The organism is Acinetobacter sp. Ag2 (assembly GCF_001005515.1).
GTDB classification, from domain to species: domain Bacteria; phylum Pseudomonadota; class Gammaproteobacteria; order Pseudomonadales; family Moraxellaceae; genus Acinetobacter; species Acinetobacter bereziniae.
Genome location: NZ_LBNA01000058.1, coordinates 214482 through 240029, shown reverse-complemented (window position 1 = coordinate 240029; position 25548 = coordinate 214482). Strand labels below are relative to the sequence as shown.

Here is a 25548-nt window from a genome sequence, read left to right as displayed (position 1 = left end):
ATCGTCGCGAATAACGACAATTGAAATTTCCTTAGCGACAATTGTAATTTCCTTGAATAAAAAGCCATCCCTTAGTGGATGGCTTTTATTTATTTCAAACTTGAATGAATTTCTCATAGTTAAGAGAAGTATTATCATTATTCGATTGATAAGCAGATTTTTTAAAATAGAAAAGTAAGTATATCTGTATACACAACCTTATTTTCGAGCTATAGACTCCGTTGATTGACACGCTTAGATAATTCTTCTGCCGACTCTTTTCGCTCTGAATAACGATCTGTGAGGTACTGACTTTGCCCACGAGTGAGCAAGGTGAACTTATATAGTTCTTCCATTACATCGACAATTCGATCATAGAAGGATGAAGATTTCATTCTTCCATCTTCTTCAAACTCTAAAAAAGCTTTTGGAATAGATGATTGATTAGGAATAGTGATCATACGCATCCAACGGCCTAAAATACGCATCTGGTTTAAGCTGTTAAATGACTGCGAACCGCCACTGACCTGCATCAATGCCAAAGTTTTTCCTTGCGTTGCACGAATTGCACCACCTGCCAATGGTATCCAGTCAATTTGCGATTTGAAAATTGAACTCATTGAACCATGACGTTCAGGTGAACACCACACCATCCCTTCTGACCATGCCAAAAGCTCATGTAGTTCTTTGGCTTTTGGATGTTCCATATCTGCATCTTCAGGTAAAGGTAAACCTTTAGGATGAAAGATTTTTACTTCGGCACCAAACTGCTCCAAGATACGCCCTGCTTCCATCACTGCCAATCGGCTGTATGAACGCTCACGATTAGAACCATACAGCAGCAAAATACGAGGTGGATGATCCAACTCCTTTGCCTGTACTTTATCTAAAGTAGGTTGATCGAGAAGATTCATATCTACATTTGGGAGAGTCATAAAAATTACACCTCTTCTTTAAAAAACTTTTTTCTAAGCCACAAAGACACACTGACTAAAGCAATCAATACAGGCACTTCAACCAATGGACCAATCACTGTGGTAAATGCCACAGGTGAAGCTAAACCAAAGGTTGCAATTGCAACCGCCAATGCTAGTTCAAAATTATTCCCCGCAGCAGTAAACGAAATTGCTGTTGTTTTAGGATAGTCATTCCCCATCCATTTGCTCATAAAGAAGCTAATGAAGAACATCACGATAAAGTAAATCGTCAATGGAATGGCAATACGTAAGACATCTAGTGGTAAGCTCACCACATCATTCCCTTTGAGGCTAAACATCGCCACAATCGTGAATAATAAAGCCAATAAACTCAGTGGACTGATCTTAGGTAAGAAGACATTTTGATACCAATCAAGACCTTTAGCTTTCACTAGAGTGAATCGTGTAATAAAGCCAAGGAAAAATGGAATTCCCAAATACACTAATACCGCATGGGTAATTGTCCAGAAATCGACATTGATCACTTGCCCTGCAACACCAAAATATGGCGGTAAGAAAGTCAGAAATAACCACGCATAGGTACTAAAAAATAAAATTTGGAAGATACTATTAAATGCTACCAATGCAGCTACATATTGGTTATCACCGCAGGCTAAGCCATTCCACACCAAGACCATTGCAATACAGCGAGCCAACCCAATCAGGATTAGGCCTGTCATATATTCAGGATAGCTATGCAAAAAAATAATGGCTAATGCAAACATTAGTACTGGTGCTATCACCCAGTTCTGCACCAAAGACAAAGTTAAGGTTTTTTTGTCTTTAAACACTTGTGGTAGGGCTGCATAATCCACTTTGGCTAACGGTGGATACATCATCAGAATCAAACCAATCGCAATTGGAATATTGACGGAATCCACACTGATTTTATCTAAAGCGACGGAGGCTTGCGGTAAGAACACACCTATCGCAATCCCCAATGCCATGGCGATAAAAATCCATAGAGTGAGGTTACGATCTAGAAAGGATAATCTTTGTTGAGCCATGATGTTCTCATTCAATATGCGAAATTTGATTGATTGCTGCAATCAAATCAGGACGAGTCATATGAGTTGTATTTAATGCCAATAAAGCGTCTAAGCGGCGATTGATATGATCAACAGTAACTTGGAATGCTTTTAATTTTTCTTCTTTCGGCAAATCTAAATGTGAAGGATCACCCAAGCCCCAATGTGCCTTGATCGCTCCACCTAAATAAAGTGGACACGCTTCCTGAGCTGCTGAATCGCAAACAGTAATCACCACGTCAGGTTGATATTGTTCGCAGTCATCAATGGTTTTACTCCACAAACCATCTGTTGAGAGACTAAGATTTTGTAAAGTTTCTATGGTCAATGGATGTACTTGCCCTGATGGCTTACTTCCTGCACTGTATGCTTTCCACCCTTCAGGCGCACGGCTGTTAAAAAGAACTTCTGACAGGATGCTACGGCAACTATTTCCTGTACACAAAAAAAGAAATTTCATATTCTGTTACTCACAATAACTATTTATTTGGATATTTTGGGAAGCTTTATTCGCTAAGGTTTGACTGCTTACCAAAAGATTCAGAACGTCATGGCACCACGTTGGTAACTGCGGATTGATGCTGTAATACACCCATTGGCTTTGTCTTCTGTCCTGTAAGAGACCAGAGGAACGCAATAACGCTAAATGCCTTGAAATCTTTGGCTGACTCAGTTGCAACTTTTCAGTCAAATCACAAACACATAATTCTTTATTCTCAGTGACTAAAGTCACGATATTGAGTCGAGTTTCATCTGATAAGCATTTAAAAAAATTAACTTGGTCCATTCTTAATTCCTATTCACTTATTTGGATATACAGATAATCATATATAAAAGTAAAATTTTTAATTCACTCGTTGACCATTTTCATCAATCACTTTTTCACCATCCTCTTTCGTAAAAGCACCCTTCTGAGGTAATGGTAGAATATCTAAAACAACTTCTGAGGGACGGCATAAGCGAGTGCCTAATTCAGTAATAACAAATGGTCGATTAATCAATATTGGATGATCAAGCATAAAACCAAGTAACTGCTCATCGCTCAAATCACTACGATCAAGGTCTAAATCCCGATAAGGATCTACATTCTGACGAATGGACTCTCTCACTGTTAATTTTGCGTCCTGAATCAATTTAACTAATTCGTCATGACTAGGTGGTGTAATGAGATATTCAATCACAATTGGCTCGATCCCTGTATTACGGATCAAAGCCAAAGTATTCCTAGATGTCCCACAAGCTGGGTTGTGATAAATCTTCACATTTGATGAAGTTGTCATCGAATTAAGCTCTTTTGAGATTTTATAACACCTTTATATACGAGTTTTCATATATATGCAAACCCATATATCTATATGCTAAAAATGCTCTAAGTTAACAAACTCGTTAAAGCCAAACCAAGCATGATCTGTACTGAAAATGAAAGTCAGAAACCTTGTAAGTCAGCAAAATATTTCTATTTTTGATGCTCTAGATATCGGATTTAAAGAGATGTAGCTCTTAATTCACATATAGCTATACACTCTTTTACATCCCATTGACTGTCGGCAACTAAAACGGCTTGTGAAGCTAGAGCAGCACTCCCTACAGCTGTACCCAATGCAGCAGATACGGTAGCTTGTTTACCATTATTTTTTAGAACTTCATATTTAGTTTTTTGAATTCTTAAATTCTTTACTTTGCCCTCAATTATTTTCATTTTTTCTCAAAGTAATCCTTTGGATATGGGTTATTTTCTTTAAATGCATTTTGATAATGATAAACCTTTAACACAATACAAAAAATTAAAAAACATACTGTGATAATAAACATAATCTACTCCAAATTTATCCAACCTTTGATTTGTGACTCTTTTTCTTCTTTCCAAACTCTTTTTGAAAAAACTCCCCCAAAATCGACATCCATATTCCAAAAAGTTAATTTAAGTGCTAATCCTTGATCAAAGTGAATATAACCTTCTTTAGTTCGATTGGAATTTATTTCACCATTGGTAAAAGTCGTCGTAATTTTATTGTAGGGTATTAAATAACGAAAATTTCTTTCACTATTTGATTTTAATATAAAGTAATATTTTGCTAATTCTTCAGGTGAAAAATCATTTTTAATTAGATATTCAGACTGTAATGCTAATCTAGTCCAACATGACTTTTCATGACATTGTGCACCTAAACGGACTTCATACCATATTTTATTTTCATTAAAAGGTTCTTCAAGGTTAGCAATATCCCCCCAATGTGATGGATTAGAAAAAGTTACATCAAAAGGACCTACATTTTTTAAAGTTAGAATTACTTCTAAGCCTTCTTTTCTTGGAATAATATTGGTTGTTCCATAAAAATCAGCGAATTTCTTTTTTTCTTTTGAATATCCTAATCTATCTAAATCCTCAATAAAATCACTGATCTTTTGGCTAAAATTAGTTTGATTTTTTTTACCATATTTAAGGTATTCATTTATATTCCATTTATTATAGATTTCAAACCCTTGAATAGTTGCATATTTTTTTTGAGGTGTATCATGATCTAATACATAATAAAAGTCTTTTTCTTTCTTGCTGGTTGCCAGTATTTTGTCAATTTTTGGAATTCTCAATATTTTATTAACCTCATACATTGTTTTTTTTAAATCTGCTGTTAATGGAACTTTAAATACACCAAAGTCATCGCTTTTAATTGAAAATATATCACTTAAGCGTCCAGTGACAATATAGTCATCATTACTGACAACAATCTCATGTTTCCATGTTTGCATCGGGATACCAAAACTGTGATTAACTTGAACATAGCGATGTTTAATTTTAAAATTTTCAGCGTAATTCATTGTGGTTATTCCAAATAATAAAAAACAAAACGTAATTTTTTTTATTAATTTACTAATTTTTTGATTGTCCATCTCACACCTGTCTTTTTCTCAAAATACTGTCGAAATTGTTCATAATAATAGGGAGGAATGACTGGCATTGTTCCAGGTACTGCTGAAGACATGAGTTGACCATCTACTTGACGTTTCCAATCATCTTTTGGTTCAAGGAAATGTATATCTACAGTTTGAGTGTCAGCATGAATATACATCTTATGGACTGCGCCCCCTCCCTCAAAATACTCATCAGGAAAACCAAACAAGTGTGCAGTTTCATGTAGAAATACGGCGGTAGAATCTTGGGTGCGTTCTTCTTGAACTAATATAGATGGTGAAGAAATCACATTTCCATTGATAACTTTAGTTTCTCCATGTTTAGTAAACTTTTCATTTTTTAACTCAACTTCCCCCCAATTACTCTCATCTGCACGAGAAGCTGAAGGATACAGGTTGATATAATGAGCGATTAAGTTTTGCGGTTCACTTGCCTGCTGTACTTGCATAGTAACTTTCATAATGATTGGAACAACACAAGTACACCCACCTTCAATGTTACAATCCGTTGGTGTTAGGTAATAACCAGCATAATTCAGTAATTCATTCACTTTATCTTGTCTATCTTGAATAAATTGCATGGTTTCTTGGGTAATTTCTCTATCTTGTATTTGATAGGGTTTTTGTGTAGATTTTTGATTTTCGTAAGGGTATTCTTTACCATTGTCTGAATTTATCACTTTTTTCAGTATAAAAATAAGTTTACGAGAAAAAATGAGGACATTTTTCTTAGAATCAAATTCAATATCAATATTTTTAGATCTCTCTCCATAATTATAAAAAGGGACAACTTTTTGTTTGCCATCTTGTTCAACAATTTTAAGTTTATCCGTATAGCTTTCTTCAGGGTCATACTCAACAACACCCTCATAAGAACCATCAGCTTTGGTTCGATAATAACTCCCTGATAAACTTTCAAAACGCTTTTGTCGTTCGTTAAATGCTGGAATTTTGGTGCAAGTATGCCCTTGAATTTTTGAAAAATCTGGAGGTTGAACTTTTGGAAGTTTATTGATTGCAGGGGTATTTATATCTTCGCCCTTTGAGTTTGGATAGGGTGCATGATCTATAGTCATTATTATATTTTCTCCATTAATCACTATTTTTATCTTTTTGAGTATTATTATTCCCATAACAACCTTTTAAAGGGCAGGTATTATTAAAAGAACCAAATGGTAAAATTGGTAGAGAAACTGAAACTTTCTCACCACTCAAAAAATTCTGCTGTCCAGATTTCACTTCAAACAAACCTGGTGTTGTTGTAAGCACACCTTTACCACTCACCTCAAGCATAGAAGTATCGGATAGAATTACTATTTTCTTCTTGGCAATAAATTCGATGCGATCTTCAGTAGAAATGATTTGAACGCCTTTACGTACAATCAAATCTGCACCATCATTCTGAGCTTGTATTTCAACTTTGCCTTTGCCAGCATATAACCTTGCACCTTCCTGCGCTGCAAATAGACTAATCTTGTTTTGCGCATGTGCTACTACGCTCTTTTGCGTACTGAGGTTGATACTATCGCTCGCACTATGGCTAATTTGTCCATCTGCCGAGAGATGGATATCTTGATTACTGCTAAGTGCAATTGAGTTTGGTGACGCCAATATCATAAGTGCTTGTTTAAATGCATCGGCTTGGCTTTTAGTTTGTGCTGTATCATCTTTTTCCAAAGCTGCAATAAAAGACTTTAAGTGTTCCAAATTGTCTAAAGGATCAGTTTGTTGATGTTTGGCAACTTCACTTAAAGCTTTTGAATTGTTGAGACTATTTTCTAACTGACTTTTGGCTTCGGTTGTATCTAGATGATTACCTGATGCGCCATTTTGAGCGTGAGTACTCAGCAATAAGCCTTGTCCTGCACGTATTGCACCCCATTGATCAGTTCTTAGCTCAAAGCCTTCACCTCGCCCTTCACTTCTATCTGTCTCTTTCGGATGGCTGAGGTTGCCAAGATTCAGTTGGCTTGTCCCATGACTGCTGTGTAACTGACTGCTGATCTGGTTGGTGGTATCATCAAATCTCAGTTCGTTATAGCCACTCCCCTGATATTCCTTACTTTTAATCCCTGCCAACTTCTTGGTATCGGGTAACTTGCCTTTATCATCAAACTTGGTTGGATAACGGTATCCTTCATGAATACGTCCCACCACAAAAGGTCTGTCTATATCCCCCGCAAAGAAGTCAACCACGACCAACTCTCCAATACGCGGTAAGAAGCGTGCTCCATAGCCTTCGCCTGCCCAAGGCGTGAGTACATCGACCCAAGCTGAGTCGGTATCATTGTCGTTCGCACCTGCACCACCATCATGGCTGTGATCTTCATTGCGGGTAAACAGGAAGCGAACCTTGATACGTCCCCATTCATCGACATGGATTTCGTCTCCACTTGGTCCAACCACTCTCGCTCGCATTGGATGGGCTGCGGGTGTTTGGGTTAAGGGATTATACTCAGGAACAACCGTAATATTACGTCGTTGTAGCACCAACTGATTGGCTTGGCGTTCTTCGTTATTGTTTGTGGTGAGATGGGCGAGTTGCCATTGGCTTTGTCGGATGAGTGCTTCGACTTGATGGCTCAAGTCTTTGGGTAAGTTATTTTGGTGATAAAAGGTTTTGGAGATGATCAGAAATTGCCGATCGGCAACATCTTTTAGCTCTAGAGTTGGATGTTGGTTAAGTTCAAAGTGATAACCCACCTGCGCATCTCGTACCGTTGAAGTTGCGATAAATTGTTTGGCTTGCGCATCGTAGTAGTTGCTGATGTTTTGGTTAAAGCGTTCGATCTGACTGTTACCCGATGGTGTTGCACCATCTTCCCCATTTAAGTCTTGAGTCCATGCAGGGCTAAAGTGCCATACTTGTTCTAAACCTAGACTGGCGTTATCGTACTGGTCACTGCGCTGATGTTTGCTTTGTACATTGCCTGCACCTTGTTCGGTTTCAAGAATATCGGCTTGCCAACGTTGAATATGTACAGACGTCGGTTGAAGTGAACGTTGTCCTGTAAAATTGATAATCGAATCGCGAGTCTCTACAGATGAACTTCGATGAAAGCGGATCGTGCGTCGTTCTAAACTTTCGTATTGAGTATTGTCATCAATCAATCGAAGCTTTTGAGGCTGGATGGGTTCATTAAAATGAGACACTTTTAGTTGTGTCTCATCAATTAAACTGGTCACACCTTCCGATGCTAGAAGCCTTTGAATAATATCTATATCTCGTTCATTATTCTGCATAATGAAGGGTCGAATATCGTAAGCCTTAGTTAGACCGCTTTTATCCAAAGTTAAACTTGAAGCAAACAGTGGAGATCTGTCTCGCCATTCATTAAATATAACTTCGACTACTTGTAAAGCAGACATATTCATAAATACGCGCGAGTTTCTACGCTGTTTCCATAGTGCGGTTGGGTCTTCTACTGTTAAGCGATAAATCGTCAACGCACCATCAGAGGCACCCACCTCTGCTTTGGTCACGATCCCTGAAATACGATTGAGTTCGGAGCGATCATTGACCACATCAATGGCTACACGACACCCAATAAAGCTTTTTAATGCGATATTGTTCTGCGTAGATAGACAAATCAGTTGTAAGTTCACCCCATCATTGATGGCATGTGTCCCATGAATACATTGCAAGAATACATGGTCATTGAGAGTATGATTACTGAACTGGGCATGTAGTGCACGCTTTTGTGTTGTTAATCCCAATTTTCCTAATAAAAAGTAAATATTATTTAACATAGTTTTTAATATTTGTTAAAAATATTGATCAGTATACATACGATTCTGTCTAGTCTCATATGATTTATTTAAATATGTCCTTATGAGTTTTTATAAATTTATAGTTCGTTTATGTGATATATAAGTCTTTATTGAAGGCTCTAATATTGATAGAGCTAAGCTAAGATCACTGAATACGATAGAATATAAAACCTTAAAAAATATAGCTAAATTGCCCAATTGTTCATACAAAGGTTTTAATTTCAAGCATGTATACTTAATCAACTTTATGCTTTTTATATGATTTTTTTAAAAAGTTTTGCTGAAACAGTTTTTTGTATTTTTGATTTACAGATGGTCTTGTTATCGCGAGGAGACATGAATGTCGCCATGTTGAGCGGGGGGATATAAGCAAAAACAAAGCACTGCTTTGTTTACAGCGCAAGAAAGCGACTAAATAAAAATTAGTTAAGCAAAGTGAAGCATCACCTACACAAAACAATTTAGACTTTAGATGTAAGGTTTAGCAATGAAAGCATTCGCTCATTCAAAAATGCATTCATCACATTGATTTTAAAATATAAGTTTTTCAACAGAGTGGCGATAGATGTAAATTGAATTCACGATTAAAAAAGACATCAATAAACTATAAAAAAACCGAGTTGGTTATACAACTCGGTTTTTTATAAAGGATCATCAATCTATTTGACGCTAAAAGAATACTGCCTATTAAAGACCAGTTAGTAGCGCAATTGCAGCATATTCCATGACTTTTTCAGCAATGATCAATGCCAAGATAGCCAAAATAGGAGAAAGATCAATCATCCCCATATTTGGCATAATTCGACGGAACGGCGCCAATAATGGCTCAGCCAACTCTTGAATCACTTCAATATAAGGCGATCTTGATTGAGTAAACATCACCACCCAACTCAAAATAATCGTCGCAAAAATTAAATAACGACAAAAGCGAATTAAGTCCTGAATCATGGTCACAAAAGTGAGAATAATGAGGTGTACAGGACTATTTGGCATTGCACCTTGCAAATACATCATGCCAAAGATTTTGAGTAGATATAACACCACCACTAAAACCAAAGCAGCCGTATTGACACGCCCTTTCGCCATCGTCGGAAAAATTCGGCTAAATAGATCTACAATCTTGGTTGCTTTGACTGTCGACATCACCACAGGGTTGTATGGACTGACCATCGCCAATTGCATTAAAAAACGAAAGAATACGAGCAAAATCGCTACGTTAATAATAATGCCAAAAATTTGCGCAGAATTTGCACCCATACTTGAACGTTCCTAAAATCAAAAATTATTTAATACTGTCACTTAATTCTTGAGCCAATTCCTGACTACGCTTTTGCGCAGCAGCCAAAGCTGTTTGAATATTTTGAGAGATTTGAGCGCGATCAAATACTTCTAAAGCCGCTTGAGTTGTCCCATTAGGGGAAGTTACATTTTTACGTAAATCAGATGGAGCGCTTGAACTGGTAATTGCCATTTGTGCTGCACCCAATGCGGTTTGCAAAGTCAATGCCGTTGCCACCTTTTCATCCAACCCCATATTTTTACCAGCACGTATCATACTTTCCATCATATAGAAGAAATATGCAGGACCTGAACCCGAAACTGCGGTTACAGCATCAATCTGTGCCTCTGAATTTACCCAAAGGGTTAAACCAGTTGCCGCAAGAACCTGCGTGGTCAATTCACGGTCTTTTGCACTCACTTCTGGATTGGCATAGATACCATGTGCACCAGTTTGAACCAATGCAGGAGTATTCGGCATTACACGGACAATTCGCTCACTGCCCGTCAAATCTGAAATCGTTTTAATTTCAGCACCTGCAACAATAGAGATCAGCAATTTATCATCAAGTAAACCTTTCAAGGGCTTAAGCACGCTCCCTAAAACTTGAGGTTTTACTGCAAATACAACAATATCTGCATGTTTAATCGCTTCTATATTGTCTTCAGTAACATGGACATCTTTTTCTTGTAACAACAGTCGAATTTTTTCAAAGGGATCAGAAACTGTAATACGTGTAGCAGGTAAGCCACGACTCAATAAGCCACCAATTAGGGCTTGAGCCATATTCCCACCACCAATGAAAGTAATATTACAATTTAAAGCTGCACTCATGAATCACACTCGACCTTAGTTTTTATCTTAGAGATTAAATTTGGTTGCCAACCACCGATTTCACAGTATTCAGACTGTGCCAACCAAAAACCATTTGGTGTAAACACCCCAAGCATAACATTATCTACACTTAATATTTGAATTGTATGACGCATCCAAGGAAAAATATGTGCTTCTTGAATCGCCTTTTTTAAAGGCCAAGCGCCTATTCTGCCATAAAGATGAATTTTTTCACCACCTAAACGTGGTTTCAATGTCAGCTTCTGATTAAATAATGCAAAAGACAGACCTATTTTAGAGCGTTCAATTTGAAATACACCAGATGTGAATTGTAGTTGCTGATGAAGTTGAAATTGATATGTTTGCTCGGGAACTTGCTGTTTCGATTGAGCTGCTAAATAGTGTTGCTGTTCAACGCGATATAAATGATTTTGGTAACGCAAGTAATAGAAATGATTCCAATGTAATGCTGCTTGTGAATCTGTTTTAGAGTCAATCACTTCATCCTGTAGGCGCTGCACCATTTCAAAAGCAGGTCGATAGGTGTCCCGTCCCTTCATCCATGTAGATAGAAGTTGGCGCTGTCTTGCCAATGACAATTGCTTGAGTTTTATTAAATCAAGCTTTTCTTCATTTCCACAGAAACTAAGATCTTGTTGTAGCACTTCATTGAGAATTTCATTGGCATCTTGCATCAAATAACTGGTGCGCGCCAATGCTTGTTGCATTTTGGGGTAACGGCTTTGCAAAATATGCCAAAGTTCATGTCTACACCACGCACGATCATACTGGGTATCTAGATTAGTCGGATCATTGACATAGGCAATCTGTAACTGTTGCCCCCATTGGCAAATCTGCTCACGTGAGATATCCAACAAGGGGCGCCAAATGGTCAATCGTTCGCGCTGATCTTTTGATTTCATCGCAGATAATCCAGCAACACCTGCACCTGATAATAGGCGTAAAATCAGGGTTTCAGCTTGATCTTGTTGATGATGGGCGAGCACCAATACTTCGTCGGTTTTTATATGTTGAAGGTAAGCATCGTAACGGGCTTGACGCGCTTGATTTTCAAGATTGCCTTCTGCAACTTGAACATTTTGAATAATATAAGGAATCTGTAAGATGGTACATTGTTGAGCAACAAAATCAGCCCATTCATCACTGGCTGTTTGTAGCTGATGATTGACGTATATTGCACGAACGTGATGAGGGAAAAACTGCACCATCAAATGCAGCAATAACATGGAATCCATGCCACCACTACATCCGATGAGAAAATGCGTATTTTCAGCAAATTGAGCGTGTTGTTTTAAGAAGCGAGACCTAAATTGTCGCTGCCAAACTTCATTAAACGTTGATAACGTGCTTCGCATCGATCTTCCGCAGTCATAGGCTGTAATTCATCAAGCGCTTGTTTTAACACATCTTTGAGTTTTTCCATAACCTCAAATGGTTGCAAATGTGCTCCCTCGCCTTCATCGACAACATATTCAACTACACCTAACTCTTTGAGTTTGTCTGCTGTAAGTGCAAGTGCTTCACTGGCTTGTTCCGCTTTGTCCGCTGTTTTCCATAAAATAGAAGCGCAGCCTTCTGGTGAAATCACTGAATAAATACTATGAGAAAGCATAACCACACGATCTGCCACACCAATTCCCAAAGCCCCACCAGAGCCGCCTTCACCTAAAACTGTTGCAATAACAGGAACTTTTAAGCTTGAAAGTTGAGCAAGACTGGTTGCAATCGCTTCTGCTTGACCACGTTCTTCAGCACCAATGCCTGGGTATGCCCCCATCGTATCAATAAATGTGAATACTGGAAGATTAAAACGTTCTGCCATATCCAGCAAACGCTGTGACTTACGATAGCCTTCTGGGTTACACATCCCAAAGTTATGCTGTAATTTTTCACGGGTACTACGACCACGATGCTGACCAACGACCATGACAGGCTGACCATTAAAACGCGCCAATCCGCCAACCATTGCACCATCATCACCATAAAGACGATCGCCATGTAAGGTATCGAATTCAGTAAAAATTTCGCCTACATAATCCAAAAATTGCGGGCGTTCAGGATGACGTGCAATTTGAACCGTTTTCCAAGCTTTAGATTGAGCAGCTTTATTTTTCATAAGTCGAGTATTATCCCTAATTCACCGATGCCTCACACATCGGAAGTTCAGGATCAAGTGCTATTGAATGGTTTATACAATTCATTCAATCAACACAAGACCTTTAGTTAATCGATAAACTGTTCCGACTGAATATTCAATTCAATGTCCCAATGCTTAAATTGCACTTGCTCATCATGCAAATCTGCAACCAGTAAAGGCCATTGCTTGGCATCGCCAGAAACGCTGAGTTGCCATTGTTGCGCATTATCCACTGTCAATTCAATGGCAGGAAGCATCTCATCACTGCGACTGTGATTGAGTAAAACAGCGAGACGGAGGAGCAAACATAGGTGTAGTAGCTTGTTTCCACCTACTTTTAGCACATCAAGTTTGGCATCGGTACGTAATTTACGACGATGGTGAGCGACCAAATGTGACAAATGATTCTGATCAATTTGTGAGAAACCAGGAATGTCGGAATGCTGTAAGAGATAAGCACTGTGTTTTTGATAACCACTATGACTAATCGCCAAACCAATTTCATGTAAATAAGCTGCGCGACGCAATAGATCACTGTCATCACTATTTAAATGTAAGGTATTTGCTACACCATTAAAGAGATGTTGTGCTGTTTCAACCACACGTTCAGCTTGCTTGGCATCTGCACCATAACGCCCCACCATCGCTTGCACACTACGGTCTCGAATATCCTCATGTTGAAAACGCCCAAGCAAGTCATACATGACGCCTTCTCGTAATGCACCATCAGAGTAAACCAGCTTATCGATATTCAGTACTTCAAAAACAGCATAGAGAATCGCAATACCCGCAGGTAAAACAGCACGACGATCTTCTTTTAATCCATCAAACTCCATATCGGAGATATGTTTAAATTTTAAAAGTTTGTCTTTTAATTTTTCTAAACCTTCTCGAGTTAAATTCTCTTGTTCATCACTCCATCCCATATTGACAGCAATTTGACGACACGCTTTGATTGTTCCACTCGAACCCACCACAGTGTCCCATCCAGCTGCCTTATATGTATTGGCAATAGAAGATAGTTCTTTACGTGCAGCAACAACTGCTTTTTCAAAAGCTTTACTGTTGATATCACCTTCAGGGAAATAGGCTTTTGTGAATGCCACACATCCCATTTGTAAAGATTCAGTATGAATTGGCTCAAATTCTTCACCAATAATTAATTCTGTAGAACCACCACCAATATCAATCACCAGACGGCGCCCACTATTGACCATGGTATGAGACACACCTAAATAAATTAAACGTGCTTCCTCTCGTCCTGCAATGATTTCAATCGGTTTAGGTAGAATTTCAGCTGCTTTTTGAATGAATTCATGCCCATTTTTTGCTTGACGTAAAGCGTTCGTCGCAACAATCCGTAAACGATTCGGTTGCACTGAACTCAATCTTCCTACAAAACGTGCCAAACAGGCTAAACCACGTTGTTGCGCTGCTTCAGTTAAGTTTTTATTCTCGTCCAATCCAGCAGCAAGCTGAACTTTTTCTGACATCGAAGCAACTTTTTTAACTTCACCATGATCCACTCGAGCAATTGCTAAATGGAAACTATTCGACCCCATATCGATGGCAGCAAGTAATTCTTCATCAATCAAAAAATCAGACATTATTTATACAAACTCATACTGAATTGTTGCTTAGATTAATTCACATGCACGCTTTTTAAAAGCCATTTATTTAGACAATTTGATGAGTCATTATTTTTTCAGCATATATGACAATTATGTGACAATTAGATTGAGTTTTCTAAGGAACCGATTGTAAATATCGTGAGCATCAATTGGACATTCTCACAAATAAGAATGAAAATTTAAACATTCCCCTACATTGTTAAAGATGTCTATGTAATACTTAGCTTCATAGATTGATTCATCTTTAAAATATTTTTGGAGCAAAATCCATGTCTGGCAATATCGTAAACACAACTGATGACAACTTCGCAGCAGACGTTCTTGAATCAGATATTCCTGTAATTGTAGATTTCTGGGCAGGTTGGTGTGCACCATGTAAAGCGATTGCACCTGTTCTTGAAGTACTTTCTACAGAATTTGAAGGCAAAGTAAAGATTGTTAAAGTGGATGTGACGGCATGCGAAGCAACTGCGGTTAACTATAATATCCGTAACATTCCAGCATTATTGATGTTTAAAAATGGTGAAGTGGTTGCTCAACAAATCGGTGCGGTGCCGAAATCTAAACTGACCGCTTTCATCGAAGAAAATATTTAATTTGCTGAATTTATAGATTATTTGTATAAATCTGCAAAAACAAAAAATACGCTTGATTTTCTGGCGTATTTTTTTTCGACTATAATTTGACAAACTTGTTGATCTCACTTATATTTCATGCTCAAGGAACATAAGGATTCTCTGCCTGTTTCTTAAAGGACAACACATAAGATCGCCGTTCGGCAACAGAAATTGTTTTACATATTTCTCCTCGAAAGAACTACATAGACTCTGAGTTTGTTTTTGTGTCTATACAACATCAACTCACCTATTGCACTGTTGGCGACTTTTGCTTCTTTTCTCTTTATCTGTGTTCCACACATCCTTATTCAATCTGACCATTTATGAATTTAACTGAACTCAAGAAAAAACCGATTGGCGAACTCATTAAAATTGCTGAGTTTATGGGCCTTGAAGGAATGGCTCGTAACCGTAAGCAAGACATCATTTTTGCCATCCTAAAGCGCCATGCAATGAATGGTGAAGAAATCTTTGGTGATGGTGTTCTTGAAATTTTGTCTGATGGTTTCGGCTTTCTACGCTCGGCTGCAGGTTCTTATCTTGCAGGTCCTGATGACATTTATGTTAGCCCATCACAAATCCGTCGTTTCAACCTACGCACAGGTGATACGATTACGGGAACGATTCGCCCACCCAAAGAAGGTGAACGTTACTTTGCATTATTAAAAGTTAATCAAATTAACTATGACACACCTGAAAATTCACGTAATAAAATCTTATTCGAAAACCTAACTCCATTGTTTCCAACTGAGCAATTGGTAATGGAACTAGGAAATGGTTCAACGGAAGATTTAACAGCACGTGTTGTTGACTTGGTTGCTCCTATTGGTAAAGGTCAACGTTCAATTATTGTTGCGCCGCCTAAAGCGGGTAAAACAATGTTGTTACAGAACATTGCTCAATCCATTGTCCGTAATAACCCTGAATGTTTCCTTATCGTTCTCTTGATTGATGAACGTCCAGAGGAAGTGACTGAAATGGAACGTACTGTTCGTGGCGAGGTTGTTGCATCAACATTTGATGAATCTCCAGCACGCCATGTACAAGTTGCCGAAATGGTGATTGAAAAAGCCAAACGTCTTGTTGAACATAAGAAAGATGTGGTGATTTTGCTAGATTCAATCACGCGTTTAGCACGTGCTTACAACACTGTTGTACCGTCATCAGGCAAAGTATTGACTGGTGGTGTAGATGCACATGCACTTGAACGCCCGAAACGTTTCTTTGGTGCGGCACGTAACATTGAAGAAGGCGGCTCACTGACAATCATTTCAACTGCATTGATTGAAACAGGCAGTAAAATGGATGAAGTGATCTACGAAGAATTCAAAGGTACGGGTAACCAAGAGATTACCTTGGATCGTCGTATTGCTGAAAAACGTGTCTTCCCTGCCATGAATATCAAGAAATCAGGTACTCGTCGTGAAGAACGCCTCATGAGTGAAGAAAACTTACGCAAAGTTTGGATTTTACGTAAGCTTCTCCACCCAATGGATGAGTTAGCGGCGATGGAATTCCTTTTAGATCGTATGAAAGAAACCAAAACCAATGACGATTTCTTCGATCAAATGAAGCGTAAAGCTGCCAACTGATTGGTATGAAAAGTCAAAAAAGGTCACTGATATAGTGACCTTTTTTTTGGTTGACAGAATTTACATAAATATACAATTGCTGATTTTTGGCGTAACAGCATTTTGCAAATAATTGAATATAAAAATCATTCTCGCATATTTTTTATATTTTTTAATAACTTAATTATCAATAATCCAATCTAAAAGTGCGAATTAATTGTAATTAACTGTTAAAAAAGCATCATTTTTTCATCAATTTGGTCAGTTTTTTTCATCTAGACAGTAGCAATTCAAAATGCGCAGTGATAGCATATTCGCATACCAGTTAGACTGCTCATGCAAAAAGCAAAAAACAGGCTAACTTGGGTTTTTTGTCTCAATTAATTTTATGAGAGTGATGCCATGTTATTCAAAAAAATCGCTATTGCTGCTGCAGTTGCTACTACTTTAGCTTTCGTTGGTTGTGCTAAAAAAACTGAAGAAGCTGCTGCTGACGCAAACGCTGCTGCTTCTCAAGCTGTAGAAGCTGCTTCTGAAGCTACTGCTGCTGTTGATGCTGCTGCTGCTTCTGCAACTGACGCTGCTGCTACTGCTGCTGCAGACGCTACTGCTGCTGCTTCTGACGCTACTGCTGCTGCTGCTGACGCTTCAGCTGCTGCTTCAGCTGCTCAATAATAATCGCTTAGATTATTATCAAAAAAAAGAGAACCTTTGGTTCTCTTTTTTTTTGCTTTCAAATCAATGATTATGCTCAAATCTGCGAACTGATTCGAAACACATGCCCTAATTCATTGAATGAACTTATCCAGCCAATTTAAAACGCCCTGCTTCGATTCAATACTGTCAAGTATGTTATATTGAAATACACTCAAGTGATGAATCCTCCATCTCACTTTTAATCATTAAAAAACGAACATTATTTTTATAATCAAAGCCTCAGACTATTCATACCAATAATTTGATATCAATCATTTATAGTCAATGATCTATATACTTTGAGACAAAGGATTAAAAGATCTGCCAATTCATTTATTTTGGCTAGGATCATACTTTTAAATCATAGACCATCTTTCCATCGTGAAGCCACATGGACGCCATATGATGGCTAAAGATATATGAGCAAAAACAAAATACTACTTTGTTTGCGCAATAATGCGGTTAAACAAGAAACGGGTTAAGTAATGAGCGTCATCGCTTACGCAAAACGATTTAAACTTTAGCGCTAAAGCCTGGCAGTGAAAGCTTTATATCATTAAACAATATATTGATCACATTGATTTTATTGATCTAGAAATTATATTTACTGTATGGTTTTTTCAACAGATTAGCTATAGTTTAATTTATTTTTAAGCTCTCGTATGCGTAAATAATAAAAAACCCCAAGCAAAATGGCTTGGGGTTTTTACAAAATCAAGTGGGTTGATTAACCTTCTTGTTCTGTGCCTACACGTTGTCTAAACTTCTGTCCTGCGCGGAACGTAACAACTCGACGTGCCGAAATTGGAATTTCTTCGCCAGTTTTTGGGTTTCGACCTGGACGTTGACGTTTGTCACGTAGTTCAAAATTACCAAAACCTGAAAGTTTAACTTGTTCGCCTGCAATTAATGCTTGGCTAATTTCGTCAAAGAACAACTCGACCATTTGTTTTGCTTCACGACGGTTTAAACTCGTAAGCTCACTTAAATGATCAGCCATTTCTGCTTTTGTTAATGCTGTCATGAGGCCCTCAATGTCGCTTGGTAAGTGCTTTCTAACACTTGAATGATATGATCCATACCGGATTTAATTTCAGCATCTTCAAGTGTACGTGATGGATGTTGCCATAACAATGCAAATGCCAAAGAGCGCTTACCTTGCTCAACACCTTGCCCTGTATACACATCGAATAACCATGTAGAGTCTAAAAGCTCCCCACCGGTTTTTTCAATAAGTTGCTGAATTTCACTGACATTAATCTTATCACTAATTACAAGCGCAATATCACGTCTAACCGACGGAAATCGTGATAATTCTGTAAAATTAGATACATAAGTTTGCAAAACAGCCGATTGATCAAGTTCGGCAACCCAAGTCGTGCTCAAATCCAGTGCATTTTCTAAAGATGGATGTAAACGTCCCAAATAACCAACCGATTTTCCATCTATTAAAATCTCTGCTGACTGACCTGGATGTAACCATTCACGCTCAGAACGCACATATTCAACTTGAACCCGTCCAGCAGCTAAAACTTCTTCAACCTCTCCTTTAAAGTCAAAGAAATCCATTGCTTGAGCTTTTCCATGCCATGATTCAGCTTGTTTTGAGCCCACCGCAATCATTGCCAAAGTTGGAATCTGATTCAAGTCATCAATAGTTTGAGCATTTTGATAATCAAAACGTAAACCTAACTCAAAGAAACGCACACGGCTTTGTTGGCGGTTAATATTGTATTGAACACAAGGGATTAAGCTTGAAAGCAAAGTAGAACGCATTACAGCCAAATCACTTGAAATTGGATTTGCCAATGCCAATGGATTAACTTGAGAATTTAATTGCTTCTCCAGCTTTAAATCAGCAAAGCTAAAACTGATTGCTTCTTGATAGCCCAAAGTCACCAGTGTTTGACGTAATTGTGGCAATTCAAACTGATCTTGATGTTTAGCAAGCTTGACATCAATCACAGGCAAACTAATTTGGATATTGTCATAACCATGAATACGAGCAACTTCTTCAATTAAGTCTTGATAAATTGCCATATCATAGCGATGTGATGGAGGTACAACAGTCCACTCGCCTTCAGCTTTGACTGTTACAACACAACCTAAACGTTGAAGTGCATCAGTAATAAATGCTGATTCAACAGAATAACCAAGTAATTGATCAACTTGTGCTTGAGTTAATTCAATGGCTTCACGTTTAGGTAAAAGCGCGGTACGTTCAGCCACAGTGATTGGACCAAATTCACCACCCGCTAAACTCTGAATCAATTGTGATGCTCGGTGCATCGCGATCATTGGCAATTCAAAATCCACACCACGTTCATAGCGTTGAGAAGCATCAGTATGTAAGCCATAACGGCGCGCACGACCTGCAATATGCAATGGTGCAAAGAACGCAGACTCAAGAAAGATCTCTGTCGTTGCATCTGTTACAGAAGAAGATAATCCCCCCATAATCCCTGCAATAGCGAGCGCTTTAGCATCATCAGCAATGACCATAACATCTTCAGTCAATTCAATTTCTTGCTCATTTAATAAAACAAGTTTTTCATTTGCTGTTGCTTGGCGTACATGGACTGAACCTTGAACTTGACCACCATCAAAAGCATGTAAAGGCTGTCCTAGTTCCATCAATACATAGTTGGTAATATCCACCAAAATACTGTGTTGACGAATCCCTGAACGAGCCAAAGCCTGCTCCATCCATTCAGGGGTAGCTGCTTTGGTATTTACATTTTTTATAACACGACCTAAATAACGTGGACATCCATCAGTGCTGACATGGACTTGTTTTTGATCTGCAATGGTTGCAGCCACTTCTGTAATTTCAGGCGCTGTCACTGGAAGTTGATTAATTACACCAATTTCACGTGCTACACCACGAATACTAAAACAGTCTCCACGGTTCGGGGTAATACTGATATCAATGACATGGTCATCCAGATTTAAATATTCGCGGATGTTTACACCAACCGGTGCATCATCAGGAAGCTCTAAAAGCCCATCAATTTTATCTTCAAGATCAATTTCCGAAGCACCACATAGCATCCCTTGTGATTCAACGCCACGTAGCTTACCTTTCTTGATTTTAAAATCACCAGGAAGTACTGCACCAATTGTCGCAACCGGTGCTTTCATGCCAACACGTACATTCGGTGCACCACATACGATTTGTAGAGGTTCTCCTGAACCAATGTTTACAGTGGTTACACGTAAACGATCTGCATCAGGATGTTGAATGACCGTTAAAACTTCCCCCACCACAACACCAGTAAAGTGTTTAGCGGCTGGTACAAGCTCATCAACTTCAAGTCCCAACATCGTGAGTTGGTCAGATAAAGTATCACTATCAATTGCTGGGTTAACCCATGTGCGAAGCCAATTTTCGCTAATTTTCATTTCTAAAACCTATATTCAATATTTATGAATTCCTCTCTAACTCCCTTTGAAAATTGGGAGAACCCTTCGTCTTTTGTCTAGGACATTCCCTCTTTGTTTAGAAGAGGTTAGGGAGAGGTATAAATTTGTTAAGCAAATTGGCGTAAAAAACGCACATCGTTTTGATAGAACATACGCAAATCGTTAATGCCATAACGTAACATTGCAAAACGCTCTACCCCCAAACCAAAAGCAAAACCTTTATATTTTTCAGGATCAATACCCGCGGCTTGCAATACATTAGGATGTACCATTCCACACCCCAAAACTTCTAACCAGCGACCACGCTCATCCATAATATCCACTTCCGCACTTGGCTCAGTGAACGGGAAATATGAAGGACGGAAACGAACTTTTAAGTCTTTTTCAAAAAACTCGTTCAACAAGTTAATCAACAAGCCTTTTAATTCAGCAAAACTGGTGTTTTCAGCAACGTACAGACCTTCGATTTGATGAAACATAGGTGAATGCGTTTGGTCAGAGTCACAACGATAAACACGACCAGGACATACAATACGAATCGGAGGTTGATTGTTTTCCATAGTACGGACTTGCACACCTGAAGTATGCGTACGCAACAAATGATTGGCATCAAAATAAAAAGTATCATGCATTGCACGTGCAGGATGGTGCCCTGGAATATTGAGTGCTTCAAAGTTGTGATAGTCATCTTCAACTTCTGGACCTGTTGCAACAGTAAAGCCAGCTTTGGTAAAGAATTGGCAAATACGTTCCTGAACTTGAGTAACAGGATGAATACTGCCTACAACCTGTCCACGACCAGGCAAGGTAATATCAATGGTTTCACTTGCAAGCTTTTGTTCTAGCGCTGCTTTTTGTAATTCATCTTGGCGCTCAGTCAATGCTGTAGAGATGGCTTCACGCACAGCATGAATTGCTGCACCCTGAACTTTACGTTCTTCAGGGTCCATTTTACCCAGTGCCTTAGATTGTTCCGCAAGCTGGCTTTTTTTCCCTGTAAATTGCACTCGTACTTGATCGAGTGTTGCAAGGTCTTGAGCTGCTGCAATCGCAGCGAGCGCTTCAGTGGTCAGGGCTTCCAGTGACATAGTAACTCTCAAAGCAATATTTTAGAAAAATAATATAACTGCATATTCTAACAGTTTTTATGCAGTTGGATGAAGTTTCCTCCTGACGAAAAATACGATTAGTCACAACTAATTCTCGATAATTTGTATATTTCCCTGTGCGAATACTGTTGAAACGCTAGAACTCTGATTTATAAACGGTATAAAATAAATCCAATGTCGCTGAGATCTATAAAAAATGGCACTTGATCAAATCTGGAAACGTCAACTTGCACTCGTCACTTATGGCAATCAATATCTGACCCAAGAAATTAGTTTTTCTCGTTGGGTCAATCATGCCATTTTTAATCACCACGCTTTTGGCTTTCGAGATTTAACCACCCAACATCTTCTAGCACAACACTTTCAAATTTGGCTTGAAGGTCTAAAAAAGCAAGGGGTAAATCGCATCAGTTTACATAGCTCAAGTCTTTTGAATGATGAGCAGAACCCCAATGCCAATGTTGAGTTATTGGCGATTCCTCATTTTATTGTCAGTCACGAATCTCAAAAGAAAACTGCTTGGATTTTTGGTAAAGAATTACCGGAATGGTATAGCGCTGACAATGACTATGAGGCACCAGAACAACAACGTCCAAATATTCGAACAGAAATATTTTGGCGTTATGATCTTAATGCGAAACTCATTAAGCGTATTGAACAAGATCTTGTGACCCCAAATTGGGATGATATTCAGGTTTATACAGACAATGAATTATTTGATAGCCAATATGCCAAAGGTTTTCCTGAACCAATCAACAAAGACTTACCTTATTATGGCTTAAATAGTAGCGAATATATTGTAGATGATAGTAGTCTTAAACTTGCCCTTATTCCTAGCGATGATCAAGCAGATTATGCCAATGAAACACTGTATCGTTTCGATGCGCTCGAAGAATTTATTTCGGCAAAAATAAAACATCCCTCTGATGAGAGTGAACAAAGTCTGAGCCCAGAACAACAAATGAATTTGCGTCACTTCTTGCAAAAGATTGAGGATTTAAAAGCAAAATTTATTGTCAAAGTTGCCAATCACTATCAATCTGCGCGTTTAACCCCGAAAGCTATTGCATCTCCATTTGACAATATTGAGGATATAAAGACAGACAAACGCCAATCGTTTAGTTCTCATCCATCCCATACACAGCATGAGCACAAACCAGCAAAGACAGGCGTTTTTGCTTTAATTATCGTGACTATTCTTATCTGTCTGGCTGCTTATTATTTTGGACTATAAGGCTTAACATCCAAATAAAATCTGTACTCATGAGAAAGTAACCCTAAAGTTGCTTTCTCACATCCATCAATGCGAACCCTAATAAATTTAAACCTTTCCATTTCAGTGGGTTCATCGCATCTGCATGATCAGCAGCTAGTCCAATCCCCCAAATCTGATCTACAGGTGAAGCCTCAACAATGATTTGCTCAGAGGTACTCAACAAAAATTGTTGGAGATGGTTATTTTGGGAAAACTTTGCCAGATTTCCTTGAACCACAATCTCATAACGATGTGCAATCCAAATTTCATCTTGATAATTTTTGACCTGACGACCTAATGCTTTTATTTTATTCGGATCATCAGTGTGAAGAATTTGCTGAAAAATATTTTCATCTTTAAACAGTTTAGCTTTTTGCGCCATCATGTACAGTTCGGTATTTTGATAATCCACACCATCAATTTCAAATTTTGCAGGATACCATTGGCTTAAACAGCTCTTGTCTATCTTTTCCGGTGTCTTTTGACGATGCCCCCAAAAACACAAATAACTATATTTTTGTCCACGCTTTATATGTTCTTGTAAAGTTGTTAATAACTGAGAATCACTCATTTTATTTTCCTGTCTGTCTTTCACTTCTATTTTTAACTGATATCACGCAATCATCATAATCGCTATAAGTCACTCATCCAACGTCTGTTTCAATATATCGCTTTAATAACCAGCACTTATGGTATTTGATGCATCTCAATAAAACATACAGATCATTTCCAAATCAAAAAATCACAAAAATTATTTAAAATCCTTCATCATCAAGCCCGTTAGGATGATTAATAAAATTTAGCCAAGCATAAAGGACTTAGAGCGAGCGTAAAAATTGATCGCAATCTTTTCGAGATTTCAGATGTATAAACTGAATATGTGAATATTGAGGATCATTCATCATTGTAATATATTGCTGGCGATTTTTTTGATGAGTTTTGATCATCCACCAAATAATTGAGTCAGCACTGAACATTTTGCCAAAACTTTCCCGATTATTCGAATGTTGCCACAACTTCTTGTTAAAAACTGCCCGAGATATGGCACGTTTTATAGATTGGTAAAGATTGATATGAAAAGGAAAATCTAACCATATAACAGTATCAATGGTCTGCCATTTAACATGTGTTGTTCGCGTATAATTTCCATCGATTACAAAACCATGCTTTGCCGATTCAATTGCCTGTTGAATTTTTAAGAAAAAAGCATGGTCTGAAGTTTCCTCCCAATCATCTAACCAAAACAAATCGTCTAGTTCGATATAATGAAGTTGTAATTTATCAGCAAGCTTTTTTGCAAAAGTGGTTTTACCAACAGCAGAGGTGCCCACCACATTAATTTTATTCATTGGAATTCACTTCTTAAATAAAAAAGTAGCCTGACAGCTACTTTTTATCACCAAGATTTTAAAAATTTTTCTGAGCTGAATGATCAACTTTTAGAAAAGTGGACGAATCGTCAAAATCACTTTATGGTCATTGGCATGTTGATTGATATAGTGTTCTACAGCAGTTACTTCACCTTTTACCTCAGCATCTGCACCATACATCACTTTTAAAGTTTCACCAATTCTTGGCAATAATTGTAATTCGACTTCAATAGCACCTTGCTGTAAACCCGCAATTTCTACACGCATAAATACTCCAGAATATTTTCACTTTTATCATTCTACTCTATGCGAGCTATTTTAAAATCGATAATAATTTCACGTTGAAATTATGTAATAACGGTACATTTCAACTGCAAATATTCAAATTCATCATTCAGAAGGCTTATGTCTAGCTGGTTCATCAATCAATTCATCCTCATAATCCAAATCATCTTCATCCACATTGATATAGTCCGGTGGTGGCGTAATATCGAATCGAACAGCGTTAATGTTTTGGTGGTTGAGTAATTTTGCCTTGGCAACTCGATGCATTCCATCCATGACTCTTCCATCTGCTGACAGAATAATAGGATAAGCTAAATCAGCCTCTTGGATCAGTTGGAAATGTTCAATTATTTGCTGTGTCGTGGGATGTTTATCTGGAAACCAATAAGGTTCGTTCAGTTCCTGTATCTCGGATAATAAAACCTCATGAATGGGCAAATATCGGCTTAATCTAACCAAACAGTGTACATCCCAAATATATGTGTCTGTACCCACAAGACGGAAATGGTATTGCCTACGCATAGATGCTCCGTAACCTTCTGATTAAAAATTAATGCTATATTGATAGCTCAACAATAAACCTAAGCTTATTCGTTTGCCATGCAAAATAACTATTGGCAATTTAATTTCGTCTTACAACATAATGCCCAAC

Annotated in this window: 25 protein-coding genes and 1 pseudogene; 4 read left to right on the top strand and 22 right to left on the bottom strand. The window is 38.1% G+C overall.

Annotated features, from left to right (window positions below):
• Window positions 1–209: 209 nt before the first annotated feature.
• The 15 genes and pseudogenes from arsH to ppx form a co-directional block, all read right to left on the bottom strand.
• Window positions 210–914, bottom strand: coding sequence for an arsenical resistance protein ArsH (arsH, locus tag AAV97_RS19095; protein WP_042090139.1), 705 nt, complete (start codon window positions 912–914; stop codon window positions 210–212).
• A gap of 5 nt (window positions 915–919) precedes the next feature.
• Window positions 920–1963: an ACR3 family arsenite efflux transporter gene (gene arsB / locus AAV97_RS19090; protein ID WP_046761438.1), complete on the bottom strand. Its 1044-nt coding sequence runs from the start codon at window positions 1961–1963 to the stop codon at window positions 920–922.
• Window positions 1964–1970: 7 nt separating this feature from the next.
• Entirely contained in the window at window positions 1971–2444 is a 474-nt protein-coding gene (locus AAV97_RS19085; RefSeq protein WP_046761437.1) for an arsenate reductase ArsC, read from the bottom strand.
• Window positions 2445–2450: 6 nt separating this feature from the next.
• Window positions 2451–2771 (bottom strand): metalloregulator ArsR/SmtB family transcription factor, encoded by a 321-nt coding sequence (locus AAV97_RS19080; protein ID WP_042090135.1) that lies wholly within the window; start codon window positions 2769–2771, stop codon window positions 2451–2453.
• Between the two features lie 95 nt (window positions 2772–2866).
• On the bottom strand, window positions 2867–2941 hold the full coding sequence (locus AAV97_RS21625) for a hypothetical protein (protein WP_227560563.1): 75 nt from the start codon (window positions 2939–2941) through the stop codon (window positions 2867–2869).
• Window positions 2920–3264 (bottom strand): annotated as a pseudogene (gene arsC, locus AAV97_RS19075) (arsenate reductase (glutaredoxin)); the annotation flags it as partial. The gene AAV97_RS21625 and the pseudogene arsC, both read right to left, overlap by 22 nt.
• 203 nt (window positions 3265–3467) lie before the next feature.
• A complete protein-coding gene (locus AAV97_RS19070) occupies window positions 3468–3683 on the bottom strand; it encodes a hypothetical protein (RefSeq protein WP_042090132.1) in 216 nt (71 codons plus the stop codon).
• 116 nt (window positions 3684–3799) lie between these two features.
• The gene (locus AAV97_RS19065; RefSeq protein ID WP_042090168.1) at window positions 3800–4804 is read right to left on the bottom strand and encodes a hypothetical protein; all 1005 of its coding nucleotides are present in this window, start codon (window positions 4802–4804) and stop codon (window positions 3800–3802) included.
• Between the two features lie 44 nt (window positions 4805–4848).
• A complete protein-coding gene (locus AAV97_RS19060; protein ID WP_171249396.1) occupies window positions 4849–6030 on the bottom strand; it encodes a hypothetical protein in 1182 nt (393 codons plus the stop codon).
• On the bottom strand, window positions 5990–8647 hold the full coding sequence (locus AAV97_RS19055) for a type VI secretion system Vgr family protein (protein ID WP_228136569.1): 2658 nt from the start codon (window positions 8645–8647) through the stop codon (window positions 5990–5992). Before AAV97_RS19055 ends, AAV97_RS19060 begins: the two co-directional genes overlap by 41 nt.
• A 708-nt stretch (window positions 8648–9355) precedes the next feature.
• Window positions 9356–9925, bottom strand: coding sequence for a YggT family protein (locus AAV97_RS19050; RefSeq protein ID WP_004827896.1), 570 nt, complete (start codon window positions 9923–9925; stop codon window positions 9356–9358).
• Between the two features lie 25 nt (window positions 9926–9950).
• Window positions 9951–10781 (bottom strand): pyrroline-5-carboxylate reductase, encoded by an 831-nt coding sequence (proC, locus tag AAV97_RS19045; protein ID WP_004827895.1) that lies wholly within the window; start codon window positions 10779–10781, stop codon window positions 9951–9953.
• Window positions 10778–12157, bottom strand: a complete 1380-nt coding sequence (gene tilS / locus AAV97_RS19040; protein ID WP_081409770.1) for a tRNA lysidine(34) synthetase TilS — start codon at window positions 12155–12157, stop codon at window positions 10778–10780. The genes proC and tilS overlap by 4 nt, the downstream gene beginning before the upstream one ends.
• A complete protein-coding gene (locus tag AAV97_RS19035; protein ID WP_004827891.1) occupies window positions 12094–12918 on the bottom strand; it encodes an acetyl-CoA carboxylase carboxyltransferase subunit alpha in 825 nt (274 codons plus the stop codon). Before AAV97_RS19035 ends, tilS begins: the two co-directional genes overlap by 64 nt.
• A gap of 107 nt (window positions 12919–13025) precedes the next feature.
• Window positions 13026–14546, bottom strand: coding sequence for an exopolyphosphatase (gene ppx / locus AAV97_RS19030; protein WP_005030896.1), 1521 nt, complete (start codon window positions 14544–14546; stop codon window positions 13026–13028).
• 293 nt (window positions 14547–14839) lie between these two features.
• Between ppx and trxA the strand changes: the two genes are divergently transcribed.
• From trxA to AAV97_RS19015, 3 genes are all read left to right on the top strand, one after another.
• Complete coding sequence (trxA, locus tag AAV97_RS19025) at window positions 14840–15166, top strand: thioredoxin (RefSeq protein ID WP_004827886.1); 327 nt, start codon at window positions 14840–14842, stop codon at window positions 15164–15166.
• Between the two features lie 344 nt (window positions 15167–15510).
• Complete coding sequence (gene rho, locus AAV97_RS19020; RefSeq protein ID WP_004827884.1) at window positions 15511–16779, top strand: transcription termination factor Rho; 1269 nt, start codon at window positions 15511–15513, stop codon at window positions 16777–16779.
• 381 nt (window positions 16780–17160) lie between these two features.
• Window positions 17161–17433: a hypothetical protein gene (locus AAV97_RS19015; protein WP_005030898.1), complete on the top strand. Its 273-nt coding sequence runs from the start codon at window positions 17161–17163 to the stop codon at window positions 17431–17433.
• Window positions 17434–18181: 748 nt separating this feature from the next.
• On the opposite strand, the gene AAV97_RS19010 is transcribed toward AAV97_RS19015, so the two are convergent.
• From AAV97_RS19010 to pheS, 3 genes are all read right to left on the bottom strand, one after another.
• A complete protein-coding gene (locus AAV97_RS19010; RefSeq protein WP_004827881.1) occupies window positions 18182–18478 on the bottom strand; it encodes an integration host factor subunit alpha in 297 nt (98 codons plus the stop codon).
• The gene (gene pheT / locus AAV97_RS19005; RefSeq protein WP_046761433.1) at window positions 18475–20856 is read right to left on the bottom strand and encodes a phenylalanine--tRNA ligase subunit beta; all 2382 of its coding nucleotides are present in this window, start codon (window positions 20854–20856) and stop codon (window positions 18475–18477) included. Before pheT ends, AAV97_RS19010 begins: the two co-directional genes overlap by 4 nt.
• Before the next feature lie 128 nt (window positions 20857–20984).
• The gene (pheS, locus tag AAV97_RS19000) at window positions 20985–21965 is read right to left on the bottom strand and encodes a phenylalanine--tRNA ligase subunit alpha (protein WP_004827876.1); all 981 of its coding nucleotides are present in this window, start codon (window positions 21963–21965) and stop codon (window positions 20985–20987) included.
• Window positions 21966–22182: 217 nt separating this feature from the next.
• Between pheS and AAV97_RS18995 the strand changes: the two genes are divergently transcribed.
• On the top strand, window positions 22183–23220 hold the full coding sequence (locus tag AAV97_RS18995) for a hypothetical protein (RefSeq protein WP_046761432.1): 1038 nt from the start codon (window positions 22183–22185) through the stop codon (window positions 23218–23220).
• Between the two features lie 43 nt (window positions 23221–23263).
• On the opposite strand, the gene AAV97_RS18990 is transcribed toward AAV97_RS18995, so the two are convergent.
• The 4 genes from AAV97_RS18990 to AAV97_RS18975 form a co-directional block, all read right to left on the bottom strand.
• The gene (locus AAV97_RS18990; protein ID WP_046761431.1) at window positions 23264–23812 is read right to left on the bottom strand and encodes an NADAR family protein; all 549 of its coding nucleotides are present in this window, start codon (window positions 23810–23812) and stop codon (window positions 23264–23266) included.
• Window positions 23813–24059: 247 nt separating this feature from the next.
• On the bottom strand, window positions 24060–24590 hold the full coding sequence (locus tag AAV97_RS18985) for an adenylate kinase (RefSeq protein ID WP_042090121.1): 531 nt from the start codon (window positions 24588–24590) through the stop codon (window positions 24060–24062).
• Between the two features lie 90 nt (window positions 24591–24680).
• The gene (locus AAV97_RS18980) at window positions 24681–24878 is read right to left on the bottom strand and encodes a hypothetical protein (RefSeq protein ID WP_046761430.1); all 198 of its coding nucleotides are present in this window, start codon (window positions 24876–24878) and stop codon (window positions 24681–24683) included.
• Window positions 24879–25001: 123 nt separating this feature from the next.
• Window positions 25002–25418: a hypothetical protein gene (locus AAV97_RS18975; RefSeq protein WP_046761429.1), complete on the bottom strand. Its 417-nt coding sequence runs from the start codon at window positions 25416–25418 to the stop codon at window positions 25002–25004.
• Between the last annotated feature and the right edge of the window lie 130 nt (window positions 25419–25548).